The organism is Gordonia oryzae, from assembly GCF_003797185.1.
Classification (GTDB): domain Bacteria; phylum Actinomycetota; class Actinomycetes; order Mycobacteriales; family Mycobacteriaceae; genus Gordonia; species Gordonia oryzae.
Genome location: NZ_RKMH01000026.1, coordinates 1 through 23,878 on the forward strand (window position 1 = coordinate 1; position 23,878 = coordinate 23,878).

A 23,878-nucleotide genomic window follows, 5' to 3' on the forward strand; every position below is an offset into this window, starting at 1 on the left:
TAGGCTCGACCACGCCCCTGGTACTCCTTCACGAGAATCTGAGTGCTTCGCAACATCCAGATTTCCGGAGACCAGGGGCGTTTCACGTCATCGACACGCCGAGGCTCTGACCAGGCAACGCCCGCTCGACTTCGAAGAGCCTGTAATGGGGGATCTCCTGACGTTGATGTGGGTGGATTATTGCCAGGGCAGCTCGGGGCAGGCGCCGCCGCGGGTGAGTTCGGTGAACAGCCCCTGGTTTGTCGGAGGCTCTCGAACCTGTGAAGGATGGAGAGCGTGGCAGCACCTCGGAAGTACAGCGTTGAGCTGATGGAGCGGGCAACGGGGATGGCGGTGGAAGCCTCCGGCTACGCGGCCGGGAGCGCTCAAACGGATCGGCGAGCAACTCGGCGTGCATCCTGAAGCGCCTCGGACGTGGGTCAAGCAGGCCGAGATCGATGGTGGCGTGCGTCCGGACACCACAACCAGCGACGCAGAACCCATCGCGCAGCTGGAACGGGAGAATCGTGAGCCGCGGCGAGCGAACACGATCTTGACGCAGGCATCGGCTCTTTTCGCGGCGGAGATCGACCGCCCACAGCGTTGATCGTGGAGTTCGTCGCGACCGACCGTGACGAACACGGAGTCGATCCGATCTGCGCGGCCCTGCGCGACACGGCCGCCCAGATCGCTCCGACCACGGTACAAGCCCATCTGAGCTCTCGGCGAGTCGAGGCGCCACGAGCAGTTCGTGACCGCGAGATGCTTGGTGAGATCCGCACCGTGCATGCCGACAATCTCGGGGTCTACGGTGCCCGCAAGGTCCATGCCGAACTCCGCAGAACCGATATCGCCGTGGCCCGCTGCACCGTCGAGAGATTGCTGACAACCGTTGGACTGCAATGAATACCGCGGTTGAAGGCACGTAACACCACTCGCAGTCAGGGAGCCGAGCCGCCCCAGCCGGCTGATCGGGTCAAACGGCAGTCCACCGCAAAAGCACCGAATACCTTGTGGCCGAGGTGACACACTGGCTGGCCCAGAACCCGCGCATCACAGTGTATTTCACGCCTACCTCCGGATCCTGGATGAACATGGTCGGGTCCTGGTTCTCCATCATCGAGCGTCAGGCGATTCACCGCGGCACCTTCACCAGCGTCACCGCTCTCGTCACCGCCATCCGGCGGTTCGTCACGAACTGGAACACTCGCTGCGAGCCTTTCGTCTGGACCAAACCCGCGAACGAAATTCTCGACAAAATCAAACGTAAACGACATTCACCCCCGGACCACTAGGGCGTGACCACCACGATCTCGTCGGCACTCGCGATCTCCACACGCTGCCCCGCGTCGGCTAGGACTGCCGCCAGCGCATTGACGTCACAAACTGTGCGACGAGTGCGCACCAATTCGCGGGCGATCAGGCCTTTGTAGTGTTTATTGAAGTGGCTCACCACCTTTCGGCTCCCATCGGTGGCCTCGGTCATCACCGTCGCAGTGATCGCTCCGGACACTGGGCCGAGTTGCTGATAGATCCCCGATCGCAGGTCGACGACGAGGTCGTCGACGGAGTTGAGGGCGCGGGAGAGCTCCGGTCTCCACACCGAGGCCAGTGTCGGGAGCCCGGGGAGCTTCGAGCCCCCGGAAAGTCGGTAGGCCGGGATCGGATCGGTTGAGCGCACGACGCCGAACAGTGCCGAACCGATCGCGAGGCGGTCGGCGGCCTTGGCCTTGCCCGCGCGCGTCAGCCCACGGTGATCGAGTGCGTCGTAGAGGACGCCGGTGTAGCGCTCGATGGCCGGGCGCGTCGGCGAGTGCCACAGGTCGGCATTGCGGTCGACCTCGGCGAGCTGGGTCTTACCCAGGCCGAGGGCGCCGCGGCTCGCGTCGAGGTCGGCGGACAGTTCGACGAGGTTGTCCGCAAGGCGCTTGCGGATGGTGGTGAGCTCGGTGAGCCATAGGGCGTCGAGGCTCAGCGGTGGACCGTCGCCACCATCGGATTTCGTCTCGGAGGGCGGCAGGAGGACAAGCACCGCAACACTGTATCGACCGTGCCGGACGGGCGGGGGTAACCGGGTCGCGGGCCAGACTAGACTTTTCCCCGTGATTACTCGCATGTCGAATCTGTTCCTGCGGACGCTGCGCGACGACCCGGCTGACGCGGAGGTTCCCAGCCACAAGTTGCTGGTTCGAGCCGGGTACGTGCGGCGCGCAGCACCCGGCGTATACAGCTGGCTGCCGCTGGGACTGCGCGTGCTCAAAGCCGTCGAGCGAGTGGTGCGCGACGAAATGAGCAACATCGGTGCGCAGGAGATTCTGCTACCAGCGCTCTTGCCGCGTGATCCCTACGAGGAGACCGGCCGCTGGACCGAGTACGGAGACGCGCTGTTCCGCCTCAAAGACCGCAAAGGTGCCGACATGCTACTCGGTCCGACCCACGAGGAGCTCTTCGCTCAGCTGGTCAAGGGGGAGTACTCCTCCTACAAGGATCTGCCGGTCATCCTCTATCAGATCCAGACCAAATACCGCGACGAGGAGCGGCCGCGTGCCGGAATTCTCCGCGGCCGGGAGTTCGTGATGAAGGACTCCTACTCGTTCGACCTCGACGACGACGGGCTCACAACCAGCTATCACGCCCACCGTGAGGCATATCAGAAGATCTTTGCGCGTCTCGGGGTGCGCTATGTGATCGTCGCCGCCACCTCCGGCGCTATGGGCGGCAGCGCGTCTGAGGAGTTCCTCGCCGAGAGTGAGGTCGGTGAGGACACCTTCGTCCGATGCCTGGAATCGGGTTACGCCGCTAACGTTGAGGCGGTCATCACTCCTGCGGCGCAACCCATCCCGTTCGACGGACTCCCACCGGCCAAGGTGTACCGCACGCCCGATACCCCGACTATCGACACCCTGGTGGCCTGGGCCAACGCCACTCTCGAGGGCACCTTCACCGCCGCGGACACCCTGAAGAACGTGATGGTCAAGGTCCGCGCACCTGGTGGCGACTGGGAACTCCTCGGTGTGGGGGTTCCCGGGGATCGGGAGGTCGACGTCAAGCGACTTGAGGCCTCGCTGGAGCCCGCCGAGGTCGAGTTGCTCACCGATGCCGACTTCGCTGCCAACCCGTTCCTCACCAAGGGTTACATCGGGCCGAAGGGCCTGGCGGCCAATGGGGTTCGCTTTCTCGTCGATCCGCGCATCGGTGACGGGTCGTCGTGGATCACCGGAGCCGACGAGCCGAACCACCATGTGGTGGGCTTGGTGGCCGGTCGAGACTTCACGCCGGACGGAACCGTCGAGGCCGCCGAGGTGCGTGACGGTGATCCGTCGCCGGATGGCAAGGGCGAGTTAGTCAGTGCCAAAGGTATTGAGATCGGCCACATCTTCCAGCTCGGCCGGAAGTACACCAACGCCTTCGAAGTCGACGTCCTAGGCGAAAACGGCAAGCCCGTGCGCCTGACGATGGGGTCCTACGGTGTCGGCGTGTCACGGCTCGTCGCGGTGCTCGCCGAGCAATGGCATGACGACAAGGGACTGCGGTGGCCGCGGGCGGTCACACCGTTCGATGTGCACCTGGTGATCGCGAACAAGGATCAGGCGGCGATCGACGGTGCACAGGCACTGGCCGCCGAACTCGACGCCGCGGGCCTCGAAGTGCTGCTCGACGATCGCAAGGCCTCTCCGGGGGTCAAGTTCAAGGACGCCGAATTGTTGGGGATGCCAACGGTTGTCGTCGTCGGACGTGGGTACGCCAACGGAGTCGTCGAGGTGCGCGACCGCTTCTCCGGGGAGTCCGTCGAGGTGGCGGTGGCCGACGCGGCCGACGCCATCACCGCCACCGTCCGCGGCTGAGAGCGCCGGGGCGGACCGGCCGCGCGCGTGCGGTGGGTGAGTTCGTATGGGACGCGGGTCAGCGCTGACCGGGGAAGGTCACGGTGGTGGGCTTGTGGCCCAAGGTGATTCGCCACTCGGCGGCGCGTAACGCCGACCCGGTGAGCTGGTCGACACCGAGGGTCCGGGCAGAACCGGAATCGGCCTTCTCGAGCACCGAGCGATAGGCGACGGTGCAGTCGACCTCGGCGGCCAGCGCCGCCTTGGCCGCACTCACCGGATCGTTCACCGTCAGCGGCAAGGTGTAACCCGCCGCCGTTTCCGGTGGCGTACCACCGGCTTTGGTGATCGCGTCGTTGACGGCATCGCGGGCGGCGCGGTGCGCGGCGAGGTTGTCGTCGACCGTGGAGCGACGGGTCGCCGAGACGAATGCGGTGAGCACGCCGTAGGTGAAGATCGCCGCGTTCTCTGCGTCCGCGGCATCGGTGAGGGAGTCAGTGGTGGGACTCATGCCAGCTGAACCTCCGCGAGGGTTATGGTCGAGGCGCTGATGGACCCCGCTAGACCAGCCGAATACCCCGACAAATCGATCGCCGCCGCTCGCGCCGCCTTCGCAGAGGACTTCAGTGACGAGCGCAGCCCTTCCAGCGAGTTCGCCGCCTGGGTGGGCGTCCCGGGCGGCGCGGTGCTCGAGGTGGCGGTACCCGACGGTTCGATCTGGCCGATGAGGCTCTGATCGAGACGGGTGATCTCCTCGCGTAACGCCTGGGCGTGTTGCGCCCGCTGCTCGGCGATCACGCCGAGGGCCGCCGAATATTCGGTCATCTGCGGGGCGAGGGCCCGCGCCGCGGCCGCGTCGGCCAGCGCCGCGCGTACGAGTGGCAGTAGTGCCTGCGCGGTGGTCTCGGCGGGATCCGGTCCGCGATCGCACCCCGCGGTCACGGTGACCGTGACCATCCCGATGCCGGCGACGGCGCTGCCTCGCAGCAGAGTTCGACGGGATATGCCGGCGGACCGGCCGGTCGGTTCACCGGGGTGCGGGAGACTCACCCGACACATGATGCCAGTCAGGCCCGGCGGCACCGTGACCGCGGCACGCCTGTCCGCGCGCACTTCGTCGGGGCCGGAGGCGTCCTCTACGATGGATGAGCGCCGACGAAGCCGTACGAGCTGAGCGCGACGAGTGAACCGGACAATTGAAGACGAGGGAGACCAGGGTGACCATCGACCGGACGAGGGTCCGCCAACTCGTCGGTGAGTTCGTCACCGATCGCGGACTCGACCTCGAGGACGTAATCATCTCAACCTCCGCCGACACCGACGAGATCCGAGTGATTGTGGACTCCGACGCCGGCACCGACCTCGACCTGCTCGGTGAGTTGAGCCGTGATATCTCCGACGCGCTCGACACCCACGACGATCTCTCCGACGCCCCGTACACGCTTGAGGTCACCTCGCCCGGCGTGGACCGGCCGCTCACCCTGCCGCGGCACTGGCGTCGTGCGCGTGGCCGCAAGGTCACGATCAGAGGCGTTGACGGCGCGTTGATCGCCGGTCGTATCGGCGCGCTCGGCGACGAGACCGTCGCGATCGTCGTCAATCACCGCGGACGGATCGCCGTGGAGTCCGTCCGGCTCGACGCCGTCGAGCGGGCCGTCGTCGAGGTCGACTTCTCCCGTCCGAGCGTCGCCGAACTGACCCGGTGCGGCCTCGACGACGCGGAGATCGCGCGCCGTCGCGACCCCGGAACTGCGGAATTGTGAGAGATGCGCATGATGGTGAGATTCGCCGATACGTGCAAGTCCGGCCATCGAGAACAAGTTTGCGACAAGTGAATACGCCGACAAGTGAATAGGAGTCCACGAGCAATGAACATCGACATCAACGCCCTGCGCATGATCGAGTCCGACAAGGGCATTTCGATCGACACAGTGATTACCGCGATCGAGACGGCACTGTTGACCGCCTACCGCCACACCGACGGGTTCGCCCCCCACGCGCGGATCGACGTCAACCGCAAGACCGGTGCGGTCCGGGTGATGGCACAGGAACTCGACGAGCACGGTGAGGTCGCCCACGAATACGACGACACCCCGGAGGGGTTCGGGCGTATCGCGGCGACCACCGCCCGCCAGGTGATCCTGCAACGGCTGCGTGACGCGGAGAACGAGAAGAGTTTCGGTGATCTCGTCGCCCATGAGGGTGAGATCGTCGGTGGCGTCGTGCAGCAGGACTCCCGTGCGAATGCCCGCGGCTTGGTCGTGGTGCGGATCGGTAACGAGGCCAATGCCACCGAGGGCATCATCCCGTCGGCAGAGCAGGTGCCCGGCGAGACCTACACGCACGGCGACCGCATCAAGTGTTACGTAGTTGGTGTGAGCCGTGGACAGCGTGGACCGCAGATCACCCTGTCGCGCACGCATCCCAATCTCGTGCGCAAGCTGTTCTCGCTGGAGGTCCCGGAGATCGAGGATGGATCGGTGGAGATCGTGGCGGTGGCCCGAGAGGCCGGACACCGGTCGAAGATCGCTGTGCACACCGGTGTCAGCGGTCTCAATGCCAAGGGTGCGTGTATCGGGCCGATGGGTCAGCGGGTCCGCAACGTGATGAGTGAACTCGCAGGGGAGAAGATCGACATCATCGACTTCGACACCGACCCGGCGGTCTTCGTCGGGAATGCGTTGTCGCCGGCGAAGGTCGTGTCCGTCGAGGTCGTCGATCTCGCCGCGAAGGCGGCACGGGTCGTGGTGCCGGATTACCAGTTGTCACTGGCCATCGGCAAAGAAGGACAGAACGCCCGGCTCGCGGCACGGCTGACCGGCTGGCGTATCGACATCCGATCCGACGCCGACAACGCGCGAGCGGCAGGACCGGGCACGCCCGGCAGCAGCCGATTGTCCTAGTCGCGGCGACTAGCGCTAGACTGAGCGATGGTTCAGCGAAAGCCGTCGACCTCGTCACCCGACGATGGCCGTCGGGGTCGTCCGATTCGGATGTGCATCGGATGCCGGTCCCGTACCGACATCACCGCACTGGTCCGCGTCGTCGCCCGAGAGGGTGCCGACGGACCCACGATCGTCGTCGATCTCGCGAAGACCATGCCGGGACGGGGTGCGTGGCTGCACCCGCGGGAGGACTGTGTGTCCGCCGCGGTGCGGCGGCGAGCCTTCGCGCCGGCGCTGAGGGCGTCGCGTCTCGTCGTGAACCCCGACGACCTCGTAGAAGTGTTCGGTGCAGAGGTGATCGGTGCAGGTGCACCATCACCGACCACGGACGACAGCAGGCCCGATACCGGGCCGGAACAGGTAGCAGAAGACATGAGCACACCGTGAAGTCACCACGATGAGCACGTATCGGACGTAATCCGAGGCCGTAGCGGGTAGCCCGCTCGGCCTCCAAGTGAGGAGAGCAGTGGCAGGCAAGGCCCGCGTGCACGAACTGGCCAAAGAACTGGGCGTCACGAGCAAACAGGTGCTCGAGCGTCTCAAGGAACAGGGCGAGTTCGTCAAATCCGCGTCGTCGACCGTCGAGGCCCCGGTGGCCCGTCGACTCCGTGAATCATTCCCGAACAAAGACGGCGGTTCGTCGGCGCCACAATCCGGCACCAGCGGTTCCGCCCCCAAGCCCGGCGCGGGTCCGCGTCCGGGCCCCAAGCCCGGCGGTACCAAGCCGACACCGGCAGCCGAGCAGAAGGCCTCGCCCCGCTCCGAGCATCCCCGTCCGGCCCCGCGGCCGGTAGCATCCCCGGCATCGGCATCTTCGGCCGCGACAGCTCCGCCGCCCGCCGCCGCGCCGGCGCCGGCGACGCCCGCTGCCCCGAAGCCGGCAGCTCCGGCGCCTGCTGCTGCCCAGCGTTCCGCGCCCGCACAGCAGCCCGCACCGGCCCAGAAGCCGGGCGGCGCGACACCGGGACCGCGTCCCGGTGGCCCAAAGCCGGGTCCGCGTGCACCGCGAGTCGGCAACAACCCGTACTCGTCGGCGCCCCCGCCTGCACCTCGACCTCCGGCCGGTCGTCCCGGCCCGGGCCAGGGCGGACCCCGCCCCGGTGGTGGTCGCCCCGGTGCCCAGGGCGGCCGACCCGGTCAGGGTGGTGCGCGGCCGGCTCCCGGTCAGGGTGGACCCCGTCCGAGCCCGGGCAATATGCCCCCGCGCCCGAATCCGGGTGCGATGCCCAGTCGCGCCGCCCGTCCCGACGCCCGTCCGGGGGGTCGTAGTGGCGGTCCCGGCGGGAGCCGGGGTGGCGGCGGCGGTGGATACCGCGGCGGTGGTGCCGGCGCTCCCGGTGGTGCACCGGCAGGTGGTGGCGGTTTCCGCGGCCGTCCCGGTGGCGGCGGTCGTGGCCGCGGCGGTGCCGCGGGTGCGTTCGGCCGTCCGGGCGGCGCACCGCGTAAGGGCCGCAAGTCGAAACGGCAGAAGCGTCAGGAATACGACTCCATGCAGGCGCCTGCCGTCGGTGGCGTCCGGCTGCCGCGCGGCAACGGTGAGACCATCCGGCTCGCCCGCGGCGCGTCGTTGTCGGACTTCGCTGACAAGATCGACGCCAACCCGGCATCGCTGGTCCAGGCGCTGTTCAACCTCGGCGAGATGGTCACCGCGACCGAGTCGGTCAACGACGAGACGCTCGAGCTGCTCGGCTCGGAGATGAACTACACCGTCCAGGTGGTCAGCCCTGAGGACGAGGATCGCGAACTCCTCGAAAGCTTCGACCTCAGCTACGGCGAGGATGAGGGCGATGAGGATGATCTCGAGCAGCGTCCGCCGGTGGTGACCGTCATGGGCCACGTCGATCACGGTAAGACCCGACTGCTCGACACGATCCGTAACGCCAGCGTTCGCGAGGGCGAGGCCGGCGGCATCACCCAGCACATCGGCGCCTACCAGGTGAACACCCATCTCAACGGTGACGACCGCCTGATCACCTTCATCGACACCCCGGGTCACGAGGCGTTCACCGCCATGCGTGCCCGCGGCGCCAAGGCCACCGACATTGCGATCCTGGTGGTCGCCGCCGACGACGGCGTCATGCCGCAGACGGTGGAGGCCATCAACCACGCGCAGGCGGCCGACGTGCCGATTGTGGTGGCGGTCAACAAGATCGACAAAGAAGGTGCCGACCCGCAAAAGATCCGGGGTCAGCTCACCGAGTACGGTCTGATCCCCGAGGAGTATGGCGGCGAGGCGATGTTCGTCGACATCTCGGCCAAGCAGGGCACCAACATCGACGAACTGCTCGAAGCGGTGCTGTTGACCGCGGACGCGTCCCTCGACCTGCGGGCCAACCCCGACATGGACGCCCAGGGTGTGGCCATCGAGGCCCATCTCGACCGCGGACGTGGACCCGTGGCGACCGTGCTGATTCAGCGCGGCACGCTGCAGGTCGGCGATTCCATCGTTGCCGGTGACGCCTACGGTCGTGTGCGTCGCATGGTCGATGAGCACGGCGACGACATCGAGGCGGCGCTGCCGTCGCGGCCGGTGCAGGTCATCGGCTTCACCTCGGTGCCCGGTGCCGGCGACAACCTGCTCGTCGTCGAAGAAGACCGCATCGCGCGTCAGATCGCCGACCGCCGTAATGCGCGCAAGCGCAACGCGCTGGCCGCACGGAGCCGTAAGCGGATCAGCCTGGAAGACCTGGATTCGGCGCTGAAGGAAACCAGCCAGCTCAATCTGATCCTCAAGGGTGACAACTCCGGTACCGTCGAGGCCCTCGAAGAGGCACTGCTCGGTATCGACATGGGCGACGAGGTCTCGTTGCGGGTCATCGACCGCGGTGTCGGTGGTGTCACCGAGACCAACGTGAACCTGGCGGCGGCCTCGGACGCGATCATCATCGGATTTAATGTCCGAGCGGAGGGCAAGGCGACCGAGCTGGCCAACCGCGAGGGTGTCGACATCCGGTATTACTCGGTGATCTACCAGGCGATCGACGAGATCGAGAGCGCGCTCAAGGGCATGCTCAAGCCGATCTACGAAGAGGTGGAACTCGGCCGCGCCGAGATCCGCGCGATCTTCAAGTCGTCGAAGGTCGGCAACATCGCCGGCTGTCTGGTGCAGTCGGGGATTGTGCGGCGCAACGCCAAGGCACGTCTGCTGCGTGACAACGTGGTCGTCGCGGAGAACCTCACCATCGCCTCGCTCAAGCGGGAGAAGGACGATGCCACCGAGGTACGCGAAGGCTACGAATGCGGTCTTACCCTGACGTACAGCGACATCAAGGTCGATGACGTCATCGAGTCCTACGAGTTGCAGGAGAAGCCGCGCGACTGACGCGTACCACTCTCGAGTGGCTCCCCTTCCGCGAGTGTGCCGCGCAGGTACCGCGCGGGAGGGGAGTGCCTTTCGATTCCATCGGGAAGGACTATCATGGCCGATCCGGCACGAGCACAACGGCTGGCCAAGCGCATCTCGTCGATCGTCGCCTCTGCGATCGCCCACGACATCAAGGACCCACGGCTGGCCCATGTGACGATCACCGACGCGCGCGTCACCGGCGACCTGCATGACGCGACGGTCTTCTACACGGTGATGGGAGAGACCCTGGACACCGAGCCGGACTACGATGCCGCCGCGGCCGGTCTGGCGAAGGCCACCGGAATCCTGCGGTCCAAGGTCGGAGCGGGCACCGGGGTGCGTTTCACCCCGACACTTACCTTCGTCCTCGACACCGTCCCCGACGCCGCGCGGCACATGGAGGAGTTGGTGGCACGAGCGCGAGCGAGTGATGAACTCGTCGCGCGGCGTGCGGCCGAGGCCAGACCGGCCGGTGAGGCCGACCCGTACCGTGCGCCCGGTCACGGTGATCCCGATGATGGCGACCCCGACCGTGGTGATGAGGACGGCGATCAGGCGTGACCGCGGCCTCGAGTGCGGCGATCGCGCAGACCATCCGACGGGTCGCCGACGACAAGGGCTCGGTGACCATCCTGTGTCACGTCCGACCTGACGCCGATACGATCGGCAGCGGGTTGGCGCTCGGATTGGCTCTCGATCGGCTCGGCGTGGACGTAGAAGTCGCCCATCCCGGCCCGGAGTCGCTCCCGGCGGCGTTCGCCGATCTGCCCGGGCACAAGTTGCTCGTCGACCCGGCGGCCCTGCGAGGCAGTCGGCTGGTGGTGTCGGTGGACGCCGCGAGCCGCCCGCGGCTCGGTGGACTCGAGTCACACTTCACCGACGCCGAGACCACGATCGTGATCGATCACCACGCGTCGAACACCGGTTTCGGCGACCTCGACTTCGTAGACCCGCACGCCGACTGCACCGCAGTGCTCGTCCTGCGCGTGCTCGACGACCTCGGTGTCGACCTCGACGAGGACGTCGCGACCTGCCTCTATGCCGGTTTGATCACCGATACCGGCTCGTTCCGCTGGGCACGGCCGGAGTCGTTCCGGGTGGCTGCCCGGCTCGTCGACGCCGGTGTGGACTCCCGGACCTGGAGTCGCCGGCTGCTCGACACGCATCCATACGGCTGGCTGGGCATGGTCTCGGAGATTCTTGCCACCGCGACGCTCGACCGAACTGCCTGTGGCGGTGAGGGACTGGTGTACGCCGTGGTGAGCCGTCGGGCTCTGGCCGGAATGAGCTGGGAAGAATCGGAGAGCGTCATCGACATCGTCCGGACCACCGCCGAAGCCGAGGTCGCCGCGGTGTTCAAGGAAATCGACGCCGGCAAGTGGACGGTATCGTTGCGTTCCACGAGCAGCGTCGACCTGGTTCCCATCGCCCGTACACATGGCGGCGGCGGACATCGCCACGCGTCGGGCTACAGCGACACGGGCACGGCCGACGAGGTGATCGGTCGCCTCCGGCAATCCCTGTGACCGCACCCAACCCCCCCGGCCCCGAGGGCCCAGACCTCAAGGTGTCACGCGTTGAGGATTCAGAACCGGACGTCGGCGGGCTCGATGCCGGCGTGCGTCGGATCGGCATCCTGACCATCTCGGCTCTCGCGGTACTGATCGCACCACCGCTGTATCTGCTGTTGGATCTCGCAGTGGTCGGTCGGCTGGGCGGCGACGAGCTGGCCGCGCTCGCGGTGGCGACCCTGATGCTGTCGATCATCAGCACCCAACTGACGTTCTTGTCCTACGGCACCACCGCTCGCTCGGCGCGCAGGTACGGTGCCGGTGATCGGCCGGGCGCGATTACCGAAGGTGTACAGGCGAGTTGGATAGCGCTGGCCGTGGGACTGGTGATCATCGCCGTCGCCTGGCCGGTCGCGCCGTACGTGATGTCGGCGCTGGTGGGCGACGCCTCAGCGGTCGTGGCCACCGAGGCGACGCAGTGGGTGCGGGTCGCGGTGTTCGGTGTGCCCCTCATCCTGTTGTCGATGGCCGGCAACGGCTGGATGCGCGGGGTTCAGGAGACACGTCGACCCGTCATCTATGTGGTTGTCGGGCTGGCGATCTCGGCGGTGCTCGTCGTCGGTCTCGTACATGGGCTGTGGGTCTTCCCGCGGCTCGGCATCGTCGGCAGCGCTGTCGCCAATGTGATCGGACAATCGCTCACCGGGCTGCTGTTCGCCGTGCGGGTGGTGCGGGAGCAACTGGTGAGCGCGCGGTCTTCGGCTGCCGAGGAGTGGGGCAGTGTGCTCGAGGACTTCGCACCGAACCGCCCGGTGATCGCAGCGCAACTGGTGATGGCCCGCGACCTCATCGTGCGCAGTCTGTCGTTTCAGATCTGTTTCCTCTCCGCGGCGGCGGTGGCCGCCCGATTCGGAGTCGCGCAGGTGGCCGCACACCAATTGGTGCTTCAGCTCTGGGAATTCGTGTCGCTGTTCCTCGATTCGGTGGCTATCGCCGCGCAGGCCCTCGTCGGGGCAGCCCTGGGTGCGGGATCGGTGATCATTGCGCGCTCGGTCGCCTGGCGCGTGACCCTGATCTCGGTGATCGCTGCCGCGGTGATGGCCGCGGTGTTCGCGGCGGGCGCGACGTCGTTGCCCAAGGTGTTCACCTCTGACTCGGCGGTTCTCGACGCGATCGGGGTGCCCTGGTGGTTTTTCGTGGCGATGCTGCCGATCGCCGGCGTGGTGTTCGCCCTCGACGGCGTGCTGCTCGGCAGCGGCGACGCCGCCTTCTTGCGCACGGCAACCCTCGTCGCCGCACTTGTCGGCTTCCTCCCGCTGATCTGGATGTCGTTGATCTTCGACTGGGGACTCGCCGGCGTGTGGACTGGACTGGTGGTCTTCATGATCGCCCGGCTGATCGCGGTGTGCCTGCGTATTGCCTCGGGACGTTGGTATCGCGTGGGCGCGACGACGTCGGCGGGTAGCCGGGCCGATCAGGTGCCGGGCGGCGGCTGAGTGGGCGGCTGACCTGGCCACGCCTGCGGTGGCGGGGTGGGCCAGGCCGGCGGTGGCTGAGAGGGCCATACAGGCTGCTGCCCGGCAGGCCACGACGGCTGCCCGGATGTGGCCGCTGACGAGGGGGGCCACGGTGCTTGGACGTCCGGGGCTCCCCACGTGGCGGCCGGGCCCGCGGAGGGCGGGGTCGGCCGGTTCCGTCGGACGGCGAGGCCGATGGCGTCGCACGCCCACACAACGAGGACCCCCGCGATGACGAACGCTGCCTTGATCGACACGTTGGCAAACCACCACCACGTCGGAAAGTGGTCGTGGTCGTCGAACCAGGAGAATGCCAAGGACGGCATGTGATTGTTGAGCACCCATGTCCCGATGCCCACGACCGCGACCATGGGGATCACACCGATCCACGCATACGGCGTGGATCGGCGGGCGAGACTCCATCCACCGATGGTGCCGATCAAGAACGTTGCGGCGAGGATGTTCGGCATCACCCTGTACCACTCGTGGTGCGTTTCGATCCAGAAGTCGTAGGGCGGTGCGGTCGGTGCTTGACTGATGGCCAGCAGGACGAAGGCGAACACGGCGCCGAGTATGCCGCTTACGACGGTCCGTCCCCAGAGCACGAGTATGACGACGAAGAGAAGGTAGATCACTGTCCACGCGATGAAGTCCGTCCAAGGACCGATGAAATTGCGGTCGGTGACGATGAGGATCACTAGCGAGAGCCCCCACAGAAGGACGGTGATCGCCGCACTGACCAGCACCCGCGACCACCACGGGCCGCGCCCGCCGGGCATCCGCGAACCGCGGCTTGACACACCTGCCGTCGGGACCGCGGGAGGGTAGGGATAATTCATAGTCGGCATCATGGCACGTCGCCGCGACATCCTCAGGCAAGGGCACGGACATGACAGCGCATGGCACGATGGATGCTCGTGGCTACTCTCTGGGCGATCAGCGATCTGCACGTCGCACATCGGGGCAACGAGCACATCCTCGACCAGATCCGGCCGACGACGTCGGACGACTGGTTGATCGTGGCCGGTGATGTCTCCGAACGCACCGATGACATCGTCGAGACCCTGCGCCGGCTGCGCGCTCGCTTCCGCACCGTCGTGTGGGTACCGGGCAATCACGAGCTCTACACGACGGCCAAGGACCCGCTGCAGGTGTTCGGGGTGGCCCGCTACGACTACCTCGTGCAAGCGTGCCGGGACATGGGGATCGTGACGCCCGAGGACATCTATCCGTTGTTCGATCCCGGTGACGGCTCGACACCGGTACGGGTGGTCCCCATGTTCCTGCTCTACGACTACACCTTTCGGCCCGAGGGCACCTCGACCGCCTTGGCGGCATTGGCACTGGCACGGGAACGCAATGTGGTCGCCACGGACGAATTCTTGCTGTCCCCGGAGCCTTTCCCGACCCGCGACGCGTGGGGGCGTGCCCGCGTGGCGGCCACCCGGGCACGTCTGGAGGCGCTCGACCCGACCGAGCAGACGATCCTGATCAATCATTGGCCGTTGCGGCGGGAACCGACCGACACCCTGATGTATCCGGAGTTCGCGCTGTGGTGCGGAACCACCGAGACCGCCGACTGGCACACCCGGTTCAACGCCGCCTGTTGCGTGTACGGGCACCTGCACATCCCGCGGACCACCTTCTACGACCTCGTGCGGTTCGAAGAGGTGTCGGTCGGCTACCCGCGCGAATGGAAACGCCGCGGGCTGCCCGAACCGTTGCTGCGTCAGATCGCACCGGATCCCGGTCTGCGCGAGGAGGATCTGCCGCCGCACGGCGCGCGATTCGAGCTGCCACCCGACTACGAGCGTCGCGCCGCGGATTTCGCCCGGCGACTCGAACAGCGTCGCGCCGAACAGGCAGCCCGTCGTGCCGAACGATCGACGAACGACACCCGGAGGGACCAACCGTGATCGAGAAGTTGTTGCCCAGCGGGGTGGCCTCGGCGGAATCCTTCGGTGACCCACCGGATCTCACCCCGCTGCCGGGGGAGGAGTCACTGATCTCGCGGGCCGTGGAGAAGCGCCGACGCGAATTCACCACCGCACGCCACTGCGCTCGTCAGGCGTTGGGGCAGCTCGGTATCGAGCCGGTCGCGATCATGCGTGGCGAACGCGGAATGCCGCTGTGGCCCGAGCAGGTGGTCGGTAGCCTCACCCACTGCGACGGGTACCGGGCGGCGACGGTTGCCTACGCGATGGCGGTGCGCTCACTGGGCATCGATGCCGAACCGCACGACGCGTTGCCCGACGGCGTCCTCGACCACACCAGTCTCCCCGCGGAACGTCAGGTACTCGCCGATCGTCCCGACACGCTGCACTGGGATCGATTGTTGTTCTGCGCCAAGGAGGCAACATACAAGGCGTGGTTCCCGCTGACCCAACGGTGGCTGGGTTTCGAGGATGCGCACATCACCGTCGAGCAGGACCCCGGTGCCGACGTCCCGACCGGCACCTTCACCTCCCGCATCCTGATCGACGGCCGGACCGTCGACGGGGGGAGTCCGGTCTCGGAGTTCCACGGCCGGTGGATGATCGATCGCGGACTCATCGTCACCGTGATCGCGGTGCTCTGATGGCCGACGCCTCCATCGAGAACGCCGGACTGGTCATCGTCGACAAGGAGGCCGGCATCACCAGTCACGACGTGGTCTCGCGATGCCGCAAGATCTTCAACACACGTCGGGTCGGACATGCAGGCACACTGGACCCGATGGCGACCGGCGTCCTCGTCGTCGGTGTGGAACGCGCCACCAAGCTTCTGGGTCTGCTGTCGCTGACCACCAAGTCGTACACGGCGACGATCCGTCTGGGGGCGGCCACCGACACCGATGACCGCGAGGGCCAGATCATCAGTCGCGGGGCGGTCTCGGAGATCGGCGATGACGAGATCGCCCGTGCGGTCGCCGATCTCACCGGCGACATCTCCCAGGTCCCGGCCAAGGTCAGCGCGATCAAGGTCGACGGGCGACGCGCACATGCGTTGGCCCGCACCGGCGCCGAGTTCGATCTCGCGGCACGTCCGGTGACCGTCTCACGATTCGAGATCGGGGCGATCCGGCGGCCCGACGATGACGGCGGCGTAGGCGGCTTCCTCGATCTCGACGTCGAGGTCGACTGTTCGGCCGGCACCTACATCCGCTCCCTGGCGCGCGATCTCGGCGATGCTCTCGGCTCCGGGGGCCACCTGACCGCCCTGCGGCGCACCGCGGTGGGGCCGTTCACCCTGGACCACGCCCGAACCCTTGACGTCCTCGCCGAGACTCCCGAGTTGTCACTGACGATCGACCAGGCGGCGCTGCTGTCGTTCCCACGTCGCGACATCGACGACGACGAAGCCGAGTCGATCAGTCAGGGTCGGTGGCTTATTCCATTGGGTCTCAAGGGAATTCATGTCGGCGTCGATCCGCATGGGCGGGCCATCGCACTGATCGAGGAGAAGGGCAGACGTGCCAGTTCGGTGATGGTGGTACGACCGGCGACGTTGCGCTGAAACGACATCGGGGGTTCGGCCGTGCCGGAACTCAGCTCGTGGTCACCAGGAAGATCGCGCGTGCGGCGATGTCGCCGAGGTCGATCGGCGTTCCGTCGTTGACGCTGATCGCAATAGTGCCGGCGAACGGCCGCTTCTCGACAACCGTCACCGTGCAGTCGAGTGCGACACCCATCTGATCGAAGTAGCGCAACATCTCCGGATCGGTATCGGAGATCCGCGCCACGGTTCCGGATTCGCCGACGTCGAGGTCGGCGAGCGAATCGGCGTCTGGGGTGGGTACCGCACCGTCGACCGAAGGGATGGGGTCGCCGTGCGGATCCCGGCTCGGGTGACCGAGTTTGGCGTCCAGGCGCGCCATCAGGCGATCGGACACAGCGTGTTCGAGGACCTCGGCCTCGTCGTGCACCTCGTCCCATCCATAGCCGAGTTCGCGCACCAGGAACGTTTCGAGAAGTCGGTGTCGGCGCACCATCAGGATCGCCGCGGTGCGGCCCTCATCGGTGAGAGTGACCGCCCCGTATCGCTCGTGGGAGACCAGACCCTGATCGGCGAGCTTGCGGATCGATTCCGAGGCGGTGGAGGCCGACACTCCTATCTTGTCGGCGAGCAGTTTGGTGGTGACCTTCACATCGGCCCACTCCTGCGAGGTCCAGATGACCTTCAGATAGTCCTGGGTCACGGACGACAGCGTGGTCACCGCAGGCGGCGATTCGCTGTCCCCGGCGGCGGTGGACAGTCCTCTGTTGGGCATGGTGCTCAGCTTAAGTGTCGATCCCCCCTGGAAGCGAAGAACCGCTGCCGCCGGTTCGGGCGGCAGGGCGAAGTCCGGCGGCGACACCCGAGGTTCACGGTGCTCGCGGCCAGCGGTCACCGGATGTTCACACGGTCCGGGCGGTGCTGGTACGGCGCGGCGGGTGGCCGTAGTGTTGTCGGCGTGTTGCGTTGGAGAGGTCTGGAGGACGTCCCCGCGGATTGGGGTCGGTGTGTGGTCACGATCGGTGTCTTCGACGGTGTTCATCGCGGCCACGCCGAGTTGATCGGCGCCGCGACGAAGGCCGCCCGCGAACGTGGCGTACCGGCGGTGCTGATGACGTTCGACCCGCATCCCGCCGAGGTCGTGCGTGCGGGCGCCCATCCGCCGCAACTGACCACCCTAACGCGGCGGGCCGAACTCGCCGAACAGCTGGGCATCGACGTGTTCTGTGTGATGCCCTTCACTCCCGAACTCGCCGCGCGGACTCCGAAGGACTTCGCTCACGACGTGCTCGTGGAACGCCTGCACGCCGCCGACGTCGTCGTCGGAGCCAACTTCACGTTCGGCAAGAAAGCCGCCGGCGACGTCGCGAAACTCGCCGAACTCGGCGCCAAGTTCGGGTTCGAGGTGCAGGCGGTGTCACTGTTCGGCGAACACGCCGTCACCTACTCCTCTACCTACATCCGGTCGTGTGTGGCCGCCGGGGACGTCGAGCGGGCGACGGAGGCGCTCGGCCGCCCGCACCGAGTGGAGGGAGTTGTTGTCCGCGGCGACGGGCGAGGGCGTGAATTGGGTTATCCCACAGCCAATGTCGCACCACCGATGCATGCGGCGATCCCTGCTGACGGGGTGTATGCCGCGTGGTTCACCGTGCTCGGGGCCGGTCCGGTGGTCGGCCAGGTGATTCCCGGCGAGCGGTACGAGGCCGCGGTGTCGGTGGGCACCAACCCCACCTTCTCCGGGCGCACTCGCACCGTCGAGGCATTCGTCCTCGACACCACCGCCGATCTCTACGGCCAGCACGTCGCTGTCGACTTCGTCAGCCGCATCCGCCCGATGGAGCATTTCGACAGCATCGACGGACTGCTCGCGGCGATGGCCGACGACGTGGAGACGACGCGCATGCTGCTGGCTGCCGACGCGCAACGTCTCATCGACTGAGTCGGACCGCTGAGATCGACCTGACCGTCGTCGCCAGGGCAGCGGTCGGTGCGCTATCGGTGCGAGCGTCAAGCCCGTCAATCGCTATGTCTCGGTGATCGCCTCGGCGGATCCGGTGGAGCAGTACCTGTCCATGTCTGCCGCTCGGTGGGGCTGTGTCGCCTGTCGATGGGCTGCCCGGGGCGAAGGCCACCGCCGACAGCGGGGTATCGATGGCTTTCGCGGCGGTTCCGGTCGAAGGTGGGGTGTTGGCAGTGTCGCTGACCGGCGACACCATTACGGCCGCCACGGCGAGTGCCGTGCTCAAAGCCGCGTTCGACGTGGTCCATCGTCGATAGCGACGGTCCGGTGATGGGCGCGGGCGCGCGCCTGCCATCTCGATTTGGGGCGGCTCTCTGGCCGCTGGTAGATTGGACGCTCGGCGTTGCTGCAGTCCGCGGTGGCGCGCCGCCGCCGTCACGATAAGCCCTGGGTGGGCCCGAGGCGAGCACCGAGATACCGACGCGGCACTGAGAAACGGAGAAATTCCATGGCGCTGACCGCTGCCGAGAAGAAGACCATCCTCACCGAGTATGGCCTGCACGAGACCGATACCGGCTCCCCCGAGGCCCAGGTGGCGCTGCTGACCAAGCGCATCACCGATCTCACCGAGCATCTCAAGGAGCACAAGCACGACCACCATAGCCGCCGTGGGCTGCTATTGCTGGTCGGTCGTCGTCGTCGTCTACTGAAGTATGTCGCCAAGGTCGATATCGAGCGCTACCGCTCGCTCATCGAGCGCCTCGGGCTGCGTCGCTGACCCACAGTCGCATCGAGGTCATCAGACATCACGAGAACCGGTCACCCTCGTTGGGGTTGGCCGGTTCTCGTCGTGTCAACGCTCGTCGTGTCCATAGACTTTGTCATGTCAATGATAGAGTGGCCTCGGAACGCGGCCGTGACGTGCGAGTCCACGGAAGTGATGACGAGTGAAGATCGGTCCTCGGTAGTGGCCGCCGGAACACGAGGTTCCGGCCGCTTCGATCGAAGGCCGTCTGAGCACTAACGGGTGCGCATGCGAGCGCGCCGATCATCTCCCGCCGACGATCTCACCCACGCGTGTTCCGGGCTTGCCGCCCACGCGGACACAGACACGTGCAGCCGAGCTTGATCGCCGTGTCGTCGCGCCGCGGGCAGCCCCTATCCGCATAGAAAAGGCCGCCGGAAGTCGCGGCCACACACGGCCGCCGGATGCGGCCGCAACGAAGGGATCAACACCCCATATGTCCGATGTGACCACCACCGAGGATTTCGCCGACTACGACGAAACCATCACCGAGGCCACCGCCGTCATCGACAACGGCAGTTTCGGTACCCGCACCATCCGCTTCGAGACCGGACGACTCGCCCCGCAGGCCGCCGGCTCGGTGACCGCATACCTCGACGACGAGACCATGCTCCTGTCGACCACCGCGGCGTCCAAGCACCCCAAAGAGCACTTCGACTTCTTCCCGCTGACCGTCGACGTGGAGGAGCGGATGTACGCCGCCGGGCGGATTCCCGGCTCGTTCTTCCGCCGCGAGGGCCGTCCGTCCACCGATGCGATCTTGACCTGCCGACTGATCGATCGTCCGCTGCGCCCGTCTTTCGTCGACGGTCTGCGTAACGAGATCCAGGTCGTGGTGACCGTGCTCTCGCTCGATCCCAAGGACCTCTATGACGTCGTCGCGATCAACGCCGCGTCGGCCTCCACCCAGCTCGCTGGGCTGCCCTTCTCCGGTCCTGTCGGTGGCGTGCGCGTCGCCCTCGTGCCCACCGAGCAGAACAAGGCGGGCCAGTGGGTCGCGTTCCCGACCGCCGAGCAGCTCGAAGGCGCGGTGTTCGACATGGTCGTCGCCGGTCGCATTGTTTCCGGCGAGGGCGATTCCGCCGACGTTGCGATCATGATGGTCGAGGCCGAGGCCACCGAGAACGTCATCGAGATCATCGCCGGTGGCGCACAGGCGCCGACCGAGGCGATCGTCGCCGAGGGGCTCGAGGCCGCCAAGCCGTTCATCGCTCGCCTCTGTGAGGCGCAGAAGTCCCTCGCGGCGGCCGCCGCCAAGGAGACCGGCCAGTTCCCGCTCTTCCCGCCGTACGAGTCCGACGTCTTCGACGCCGTGTCGGCCGCCGCGAGCGAAAAGCTCGCCGCGGTCCTCTCGATCGCCGGAAAGCAGGAGCGCGACGACAAGACCGACGAGCTCAAGGAACAGATCCTCACCCAGCTCGCCGAGCAGTTCGAGGGTCGGGAGAAGGAGATCGGCGCGGCTTTCCGGTCGGTGACCAAAAAGCTTGTGCGTCAGCGCATCCTGACCGATCATTTCCGTATCGACGGACGCGGTATCACCGATATTCGCTCGCTCTCGGCCGAGGTCGCGGTGATCCCGCGGGCCCACGGCAGCGCCCTGTTCGAGCGCGGCGAGACCCAGATCCTGGGCGTCACCACCCTTGACATGGTCAAGATGGCCCAGCAGATCGACTCGCTGACCCCCGAGACCTCCAAGCGCTACATGCACCACTACAACTTCCCGCCATACTCGACCGGAGAGACCGGTCGCGTCGGGTCACCGAAGCGTCGCGAGATCGGCCACGGAGCGCTCGCCGAACGTGCGCTGGCGCCGGTGATCCCGAGCGTCGAGGAATTCCCCTATGCGATCCGCCAGGTCTCCGAGGCGTTGAGCTCCAACGGCTCGACCTCGATGGGCTCGGTGTGCGCCTCCACCATGTCGTTGCTCAATGCCGGTGTGCCGCTGCGCGCCCCGGTCGCCGGCATCGCCATGGGACTGGTGTCCGACACCATCGACGGTGAAACCCGGTATGTCGCACTGACCGATATCCTCGGCGCCGAGGATGCCTTCGGCGACATGGACTTCAAGGTCGCGGGCACCAAGGACTTCGTGACCGCGCTGCAGCTCGACACCAAGCTCGACGGCATCCCCAGCCAGGTTCTCGCCGGTGCGTTGACCCAGGCCAAAGACGCCCGGTTGACCATCCTCGATGTGATGGCCGAGGCGATCGACGAGCCCGACGAGATGAGCCCGTACGCGCCGCGGATCACCACCATCAAGATCCCGATGGACAAGATCGGTGAACTGATCGGCCCCAAGGGCAAGACGATCAACACCATCACCGAGGAGACCGGCGCCAACATCTCTATCGAGGACGATGGCACCGTGTTCATCGGCGCATCCGACGGCGAGTCGGCGCAGGCTGCGATCGACCGCGTCAACGCGATCGCCAATCCGCAGCTGCCCAAGGTGGGCGAGCGGTTCCTGGGCACCGTGGTCAAGACCACCGCGTTCGGCGCTTTCGTGTCGCTGCTGCCCGGCCGCGACGGTCTCGTGCACATCTCCAAGCTCGGTAAGGGCAAGCGCATCAACAAGGTCGAGGACGTGGTGAACGTCGGCTCCAAGTTGCAGGTGGAGATCGCCGATATCGACGAGCGTGGCAAGATCAGCCTCATCCCCGTCGACGACGACGCCAAGGCCGCACCAGCCGAGGAGGCGACCGCCGACGCCTGATCGTCGAATCGGCTCACCGGCCCGTTCCTGCCTCGGCGGGGGCGGGCTGGTGTCGTCGGTGCTGGTGTGTCGTGGAGGTCAGTCACAGGCTCTGCGAGTGGGTGTCAGTAGCGTGGCGGTCGTGTGTTTGATCCTGTTCGCCCTCGATGTAGACCCGACTCATCGCCTCGTCCTCGCCGCCAACCGTGACGAGTTCCATCGTCGGCGCAGCGCCGCGGTGCATCGCAGGGACGATCTGCAGGTGATTGGTGGACGTGACCTCGAGGCGGGTGGTACCTGGCTCGGCCTCGCTCCCGACGGGCACCGGTTGGCCGCGGTCACCAACGTGCGTGACGGGATCGCACAACCGCAGCCGGATAAGCGATCTCGTGGTGGACTGCCCGTCGACTTCGTGACCGGCGCGGACAGTGCCGCCGACGCCGCGGCAGCCCTTGTCGCGACGGCCGACCGCTATGCCCCGGTGAATCTGCTCGTCGACGACGGAGCCGAGATGTGGTGGGCCACCAACCATCTCGAACCCCGTGCCGTGCGGGTGGAGCCGGGAATCCACGGGTTGTCCAACGGGGCACTCGACGAGCCGTGGCCGAAGGTGACGGCCGGGATCGCAACGCTGACCGGCGCGCTGACGTCGTCGTTCCCGTCGTCGTCCGACCCCGAAGCATTACTCGACGCCCTGCACGACACCACCGTCGCCGAGGACGCTGCGCTGCCGCACACGGGGGTTCCGCTCGACAACGAGCGCGCACTGTCGGCGATGTTCGTCGACATGGGGGAGTACGGCACCCGGGCCAGCACGGTGGTTCGGGTCGCCTCCGTCGGCCACGGCGACATCACCGAACGCCGCTACACCCCCAACCAAGGTCCCTCCACCGTGGCCATCAGCGTCTGAATGTCCACCGTCGGGCTAGATTGCTCGTGTGACACACGCCGTCCTGGATGTCCTGCCGATCGCCGTCGCCCTGCTCATGGCCTCCCTGCCACTGGTGATGGTGAGCATGGCGCTGGTCATCAAACGCACGAGCGTGATCGGATGGTGCTTTCTGCTCGGTTGGCTGACCGGTCTCGCCGCGGTACTCGTGGTGCTCATCGCGATCGTCGACGTCGGCTCGCTCTCCGGCGGTTCGGGCCCCGCGATGGGCATCGTGGGACTGGTCGCGGGCCTCGCATTGCTGGGCTGGGGAATCCACAAGTGGCAGAAGGCATGGACGGCCGATGATGCTGACCGCGAGGTCCCGGGGTGGTACTCGATGATCGAGGAGATCGGTGCCGCGAAGGCCACCGCATCGGGATTCGGTCTGGCGGCCTTCAGCCCGAAGAACCTGCTCATCATGGTGTCCGCGGCCGCCGCGATCGCCGAGGCCACCGCCGACATCGGGGCTCAGGCAGTCGCGATCGTCGTGTTCGTCGTCGTCGGCAGTCTCGCGGTGGCCGCGCCGACAATCGCCACGAGCATCGCCGGCGAGCGCGCCGGACCGACACTGGCGCGACTCGACGCGCTGATCACCCGGCACAATGCGCTGATCGTGGGCACGGTGCTGATCGTGCTGGGCTTCGTAGTGATCACCAATGGGCTTGAAGCGCTGTGACGCAGCCGGTTTCCCTGGTTTCGGATATCGTCGTCGCGGTGAGTGACGAGAGACACCGTGCAGGGGCCGCGGAAGAGCAACCGCTTCCTCTGTTCGTCCTCATCCGGGGCTAGTGGTCTGTCTGTGAAATAGTCTGGTATCTTGTAGTATGCCTGTTATGACAGCGGCGGCTTTGCCGGTGAGTGATTCTCAGCGTGCGGATTTGGTGCGGATGGCGG

General features: G+C 66.8%; 25 protein-coding genes and 1 other annotated feature. Of the genes, 20 read left to right on the top strand and 5 right to left on the bottom strand.

What is annotated here, in order from left to right:
* Positions 1-373: 373 nt before the first annotated feature.
* The 3 genes from EF294_RS22825 (at position 374) to EF294_RS20935 (ending at position 1,274) form a co-directional block, all read left to right on the top strand.
* Complete coding sequence (locus EF294_RS22825) at positions 374-586, top strand: transposase (protein ID WP_123933116.1); 213 nt, start codon at positions 374-376, stop codon at positions 584-586.
* Positions 547-675: a sequence feature (AL1L pseudoknot), on the top strand. Its footprint overlaps the gene before it by 40 nt.
* Positions 589-885 carry an IS3 family transposase gene (locus tag EF294_RS20930; protein WP_123933078.1) on the top strand — a complete coding sequence of 99 codons (297 nt, stop codon included), beginning with the start codon at positions 589-591 and terminating at the stop codon, positions 883-885. It overlaps the preceding feature by 87 nt.
* Before the next feature lie 107 nt (positions 886-992).
* Positions 993-1,274 carry a hypothetical protein gene (locus EF294_RS20935; RefSeq protein ID WP_185091194.1) on the top strand — a complete coding sequence of 94 codons (282 nt, stop codon included), beginning with the start codon at positions 993-995 and terminating at the stop codon, positions 1,272-1,274.
* Here EF294_RS20935 and yaaA read toward each other — a convergent pair.
* Entirely contained in the window at positions 1,271-2,011 is a 741-nt protein-coding gene (gene yaaA / locus EF294_RS20940; protein WP_123933080.1) for a peroxide stress protein YaaA, read from the bottom strand. The two genes, EF294_RS20935 and yaaA, sit on opposite strands and share 4 nt — an antisense overlap.
* A gap of 82 nt (positions 2,012-2,093) precedes the next feature.
* On the opposite strand from yaaA, the gene EF294_RS20945 reads away from it, so the two are divergent.
* Positions 2,094-3,824, top strand: coding sequence for a proline--tRNA ligase (locus tag EF294_RS20945; protein ID WP_123933118.1), 1,731 nt, complete (start codon positions 2,094-2,096; stop codon positions 3,822-3,824).
* A gap of 58 nt (positions 3,825-3,882) precedes the next feature.
* Here the strand turns inward: EF294_RS20945 and EF294_RS20950 are convergent, their stop codons facing one another.
* Together EF294_RS20950 and EF294_RS20955 are read right to left on the bottom strand one after the other, a co-directional pair.
* The gene (locus EF294_RS20950; protein WP_123933082.1) at positions 3,883-4,314 is read right to left on the bottom strand and encodes a ferritin-like domain-containing protein; all 432 of its coding nucleotides are present in this window, start codon (positions 4,312-4,314) and stop codon (positions 3,883-3,885) included.
* Positions 4,311-4,862 carry a twin-arginine translocation signal domain-containing protein gene (locus tag EF294_RS20955; RefSeq protein ID WP_246008010.1) on the bottom strand — a complete coding sequence of 184 codons (552 nt, stop codon included), beginning with the start codon at positions 4,860-4,862 and terminating at the stop codon, positions 4,311-4,313. Before EF294_RS20955 ends, EF294_RS20950 begins: the two co-directional genes overlap by 4 nt.
* Before the next feature lie 158 nt (positions 4,863-5,020).
* On the opposite strand from EF294_RS20955, the gene rimP reads away from it, so the two are divergent.
* The 7 genes from rimP to EF294_RS20990 all read left to right on the top strand — a co-directional run bounded on the left by rimP (position 5,021) and on the right by EF294_RS20990 (position 13,101).
* Positions 5,021-5,566 (top strand): ribosome maturation factor RimP, encoded by a 546-nt coding sequence (gene rimP / locus EF294_RS20960; protein ID WP_123933084.1) that lies wholly within the window; start codon positions 5,021-5,023, stop codon positions 5,564-5,566.
* Positions 5,567-5,671: 105 nt separating this feature from the next.
* Positions 5,672-6,706, top strand: a complete 1,035-nt coding sequence (nusA, locus tag EF294_RS20965) for a transcription termination factor NusA (RefSeq protein WP_123933086.1) — start codon at positions 5,672-5,674, stop codon at positions 6,704-6,706.
* A 27-nt stretch (positions 6,707-6,733) separates the two neighbouring features.
* A complete protein-coding gene (locus EF294_RS20970; protein WP_123933088.1) occupies positions 6,734-7,135 on the top strand; it encodes a YlxR family protein in 402 nt (133 codons plus the stop codon).
* A 79-nt stretch (positions 7,136-7,214) separates the two neighbouring features.
* Entirely contained in the window at positions 7,215-10,070 is a 2,856-nt protein-coding gene (gene infB / locus EF294_RS20975; protein WP_123933090.1) for a translation initiation factor IF-2, read from the top strand.
* 96 nt (positions 10,071-10,166) lie between these two features.
* The gene (rbfA, locus tag EF294_RS20980; RefSeq protein ID WP_123933092.1) at positions 10,167-10,655 is read left to right on the top strand and encodes a 30S ribosome-binding factor RbfA; all 489 of its coding nucleotides are present in this window, start codon (positions 10,167-10,169) and stop codon (positions 10,653-10,655) included.
* Complete coding sequence (locus EF294_RS20985) at positions 10,652-11,620, top strand: DHH family phosphoesterase (RefSeq protein ID WP_123933094.1); 969 nt, start codon at positions 10,652-10,654, stop codon at positions 11,618-11,620. Before rbfA ends, EF294_RS20985 begins: the two co-directional genes overlap by 4 nt.
* Positions 11,617-13,101, top strand: coding sequence for an MATE family efflux transporter (locus EF294_RS20990; protein WP_425459460.1), 1,485 nt, complete (start codon positions 11,617-11,619; stop codon positions 13,099-13,101). The genes EF294_RS20985 and EF294_RS20990 overlap by 4 nt, the downstream gene beginning before the upstream one ends.
* On the opposite strand, the gene EF294_RS20995 is transcribed toward EF294_RS20990, so the two are convergent.
* Positions 13,080-13,961 carry a hypothetical protein gene (locus EF294_RS20995; RefSeq protein ID WP_123933096.1) on the bottom strand — a complete coding sequence of 294 codons (882 nt, stop codon included), beginning with the start codon at positions 13,959-13,961 and terminating at the stop codon, positions 13,080-13,082. The two genes, EF294_RS20990 and EF294_RS20995, sit on opposite strands and share 22 nt — an antisense overlap.
* Before the next feature lie 78 nt (positions 13,962-14,039).
* Here EF294_RS20995 and EF294_RS21000 point away from each other — a divergent pair, with 78 nt between their 5' ends.
* The 3 genes from EF294_RS21000 to truB are packed head-to-tail and all read left to right on the top strand — an operon-like array spanning position 14,040 to position 16,617.
* Positions 14,040-15,038 carry a metallophosphoesterase gene (locus EF294_RS21000; protein ID WP_185091195.1) on the top strand — a complete coding sequence of 333 codons (999 nt, stop codon included), beginning with the start codon at positions 14,040-14,042 and terminating at the stop codon, positions 15,036-15,038.
* Positions 15,035-15,700, top strand: a complete 666-nt coding sequence (locus tag EF294_RS21005; protein ID WP_123933100.1) for a 4'-phosphopantetheinyl transferase family protein — start codon at positions 15,035-15,037, stop codon at positions 15,698-15,700. The genes EF294_RS21000 and EF294_RS21005 overlap by 4 nt, the downstream gene beginning before the upstream one ends.
* Complete coding sequence (gene truB / locus EF294_RS21010) at positions 15,700-16,617, top strand: tRNA pseudouridine(55) synthase TruB (protein ID WP_123933102.1); 918 nt, start codon at positions 15,700-15,702, stop codon at positions 16,615-16,617. Before EF294_RS21005 ends, truB begins: the two co-directional genes overlap by 1 nt.
* Positions 16,618-16,648: 31 nt before the next feature.
* Here truB and EF294_RS21015 read toward each other — a convergent pair whose 3' ends face one another.
* The gene (locus tag EF294_RS21015) at positions 16,649-17,371 is read right to left on the bottom strand and encodes a metal-dependent transcriptional regulator (protein ID WP_123933104.1); all 723 of its coding nucleotides are present in this window, start codon (positions 17,369-17,371) and stop codon (positions 16,649-16,651) included.
* A gap of 183 nt (positions 17,372-17,554) precedes the next feature.
* Between EF294_RS21015 and EF294_RS21020 the strand changes: the two genes are divergently transcribed.
* The 6 genes from EF294_RS21020 (at position 17,555) to EF294_RS21045 (ending at position 23,660) form a co-directional block, all read left to right on the top strand.
* Positions 17,555-18,535, top strand: coding sequence for a bifunctional riboflavin kinase/FAD synthetase (locus EF294_RS21020; protein ID WP_123933106.1), 981 nt, complete (start codon positions 17,555-17,557; stop codon positions 18,533-18,535).
* Positions 18,536-18,690: 155 nt separating this feature from the next.
* Positions 18,691-18,873: a hypothetical protein gene (locus EF294_RS21025; RefSeq protein ID WP_123933108.1), complete on the top strand. Its 183-nt coding sequence runs from the start codon at positions 18,691-18,693 to the stop codon at positions 18,871-18,873.
* 191 nt (positions 18,874-19,064) lie between these two features.
* Complete coding sequence (rpsO, locus tag EF294_RS21030; protein WP_123933110.1) at positions 19,065-19,334, top strand: 30S ribosomal protein S15; 270 nt, start codon at positions 19,065-19,067, stop codon at positions 19,332-19,334.
* A 463-nt stretch (positions 19,335-19,797) separates the two neighbouring features.
* A complete protein-coding gene (locus tag EF294_RS21035; RefSeq protein WP_123933112.1) occupies positions 19,798-22,074 on the top strand; it encodes a polyribonucleotide nucleotidyltransferase in 2,277 nt (758 codons plus the stop codon).
* Between the two features lie 121 nt (positions 22,075-22,195).
* Positions 22,196-22,963, top strand: a complete 768-nt coding sequence (locus EF294_RS21040) for an NRDE family protein (RefSeq protein WP_123933123.1) — start codon at positions 22,196-22,198, stop codon at positions 22,961-22,963.
* A gap of 28 nt (positions 22,964-22,991) precedes the next feature.
* On the top strand, positions 22,992-23,660 hold the full coding sequence (locus EF294_RS21045) for a GAP family protein (RefSeq protein ID WP_123933114.1): 669 nt from the start codon (positions 22,992-22,994) through the stop codon (positions 23,658-23,660).
* The last annotated feature ends 218 nt before the right edge of the window (positions 23,661-23,878 follow it).

Excerpts from the sequence above, each read along its gene's own strand:
- EF294_RS20945 (WP_123933118.1), top strand. The coding sequence starts at position 2,094 with ATGTCGAATCTGTTCCTGCGGACGCTGCGCGACGACCCGGCTGACGCG.
- EF294_RS20950 (WP_123933082.1), bottom strand. The coding sequence starts at position 4,314 with ATGAGTCCCACCACTGACTCCCTCACCGATGCCGCGGACGCAGAGAAC.
- EF294_RS20955 (WP_246008010.1), bottom strand. The coding sequence starts at position 4,862 with ATGTGTCGGGTGAGTCTCCCGCACCCCGGTGAACCGACCGGCCGGTCC.
- nusA (WP_123933086.1), top strand. The coding sequence starts at position 5,672 with ATGAACATCGACATCAACGCCCTGCGCATGATCGAGTCCGACAAGGGC.
- EF294_RS20970 (WP_123933088.1), top strand. The coding sequence starts at position 6,734 with ATGGTTCAGCGAAAGCCGTCGACCTCGTCACCCGACGATGGCCGTCGG.
- rbfA (WP_123933092.1), top strand. The coding sequence starts at position 10,167 with ATGGCCGATCCGGCACGAGCACAACGGCTGGCCAAGCGCATCTCGTCG.
- EF294_RS20995 (WP_123933096.1), bottom strand. The coding sequence starts at position 13,961 with ATGAATTATCCCTACCCTCCCGCGGTCCCGACGGCAGGTGTGTCAAGC.
- truB (WP_123933102.1), top strand. The coding sequence starts at position 15,700 with ATGGCCGACGCCTCCATCGAGAACGCCGGACTGGTCATCGTCGACAAG.
- EF294_RS21015 (WP_123933104.1), bottom strand. The coding sequence starts at position 17,371 with ATGCCCAACAGAGGACTGTCCACCGCCGCCGGGGACAGCGAATCGCCG.
- rpsO (WP_123933110.1), top strand. The coding sequence starts at position 19,065 with ATGGCGCTGACCGCTGCCGAGAAGAAGACCATCCTCACCGAGTATGGC.
- EF294_RS21035 (WP_123933112.1), top strand. The coding sequence starts at position 19,798 with ATGTCCGATGTGACCACCACCGAGGATTTCGCCGACTACGACGAAACC.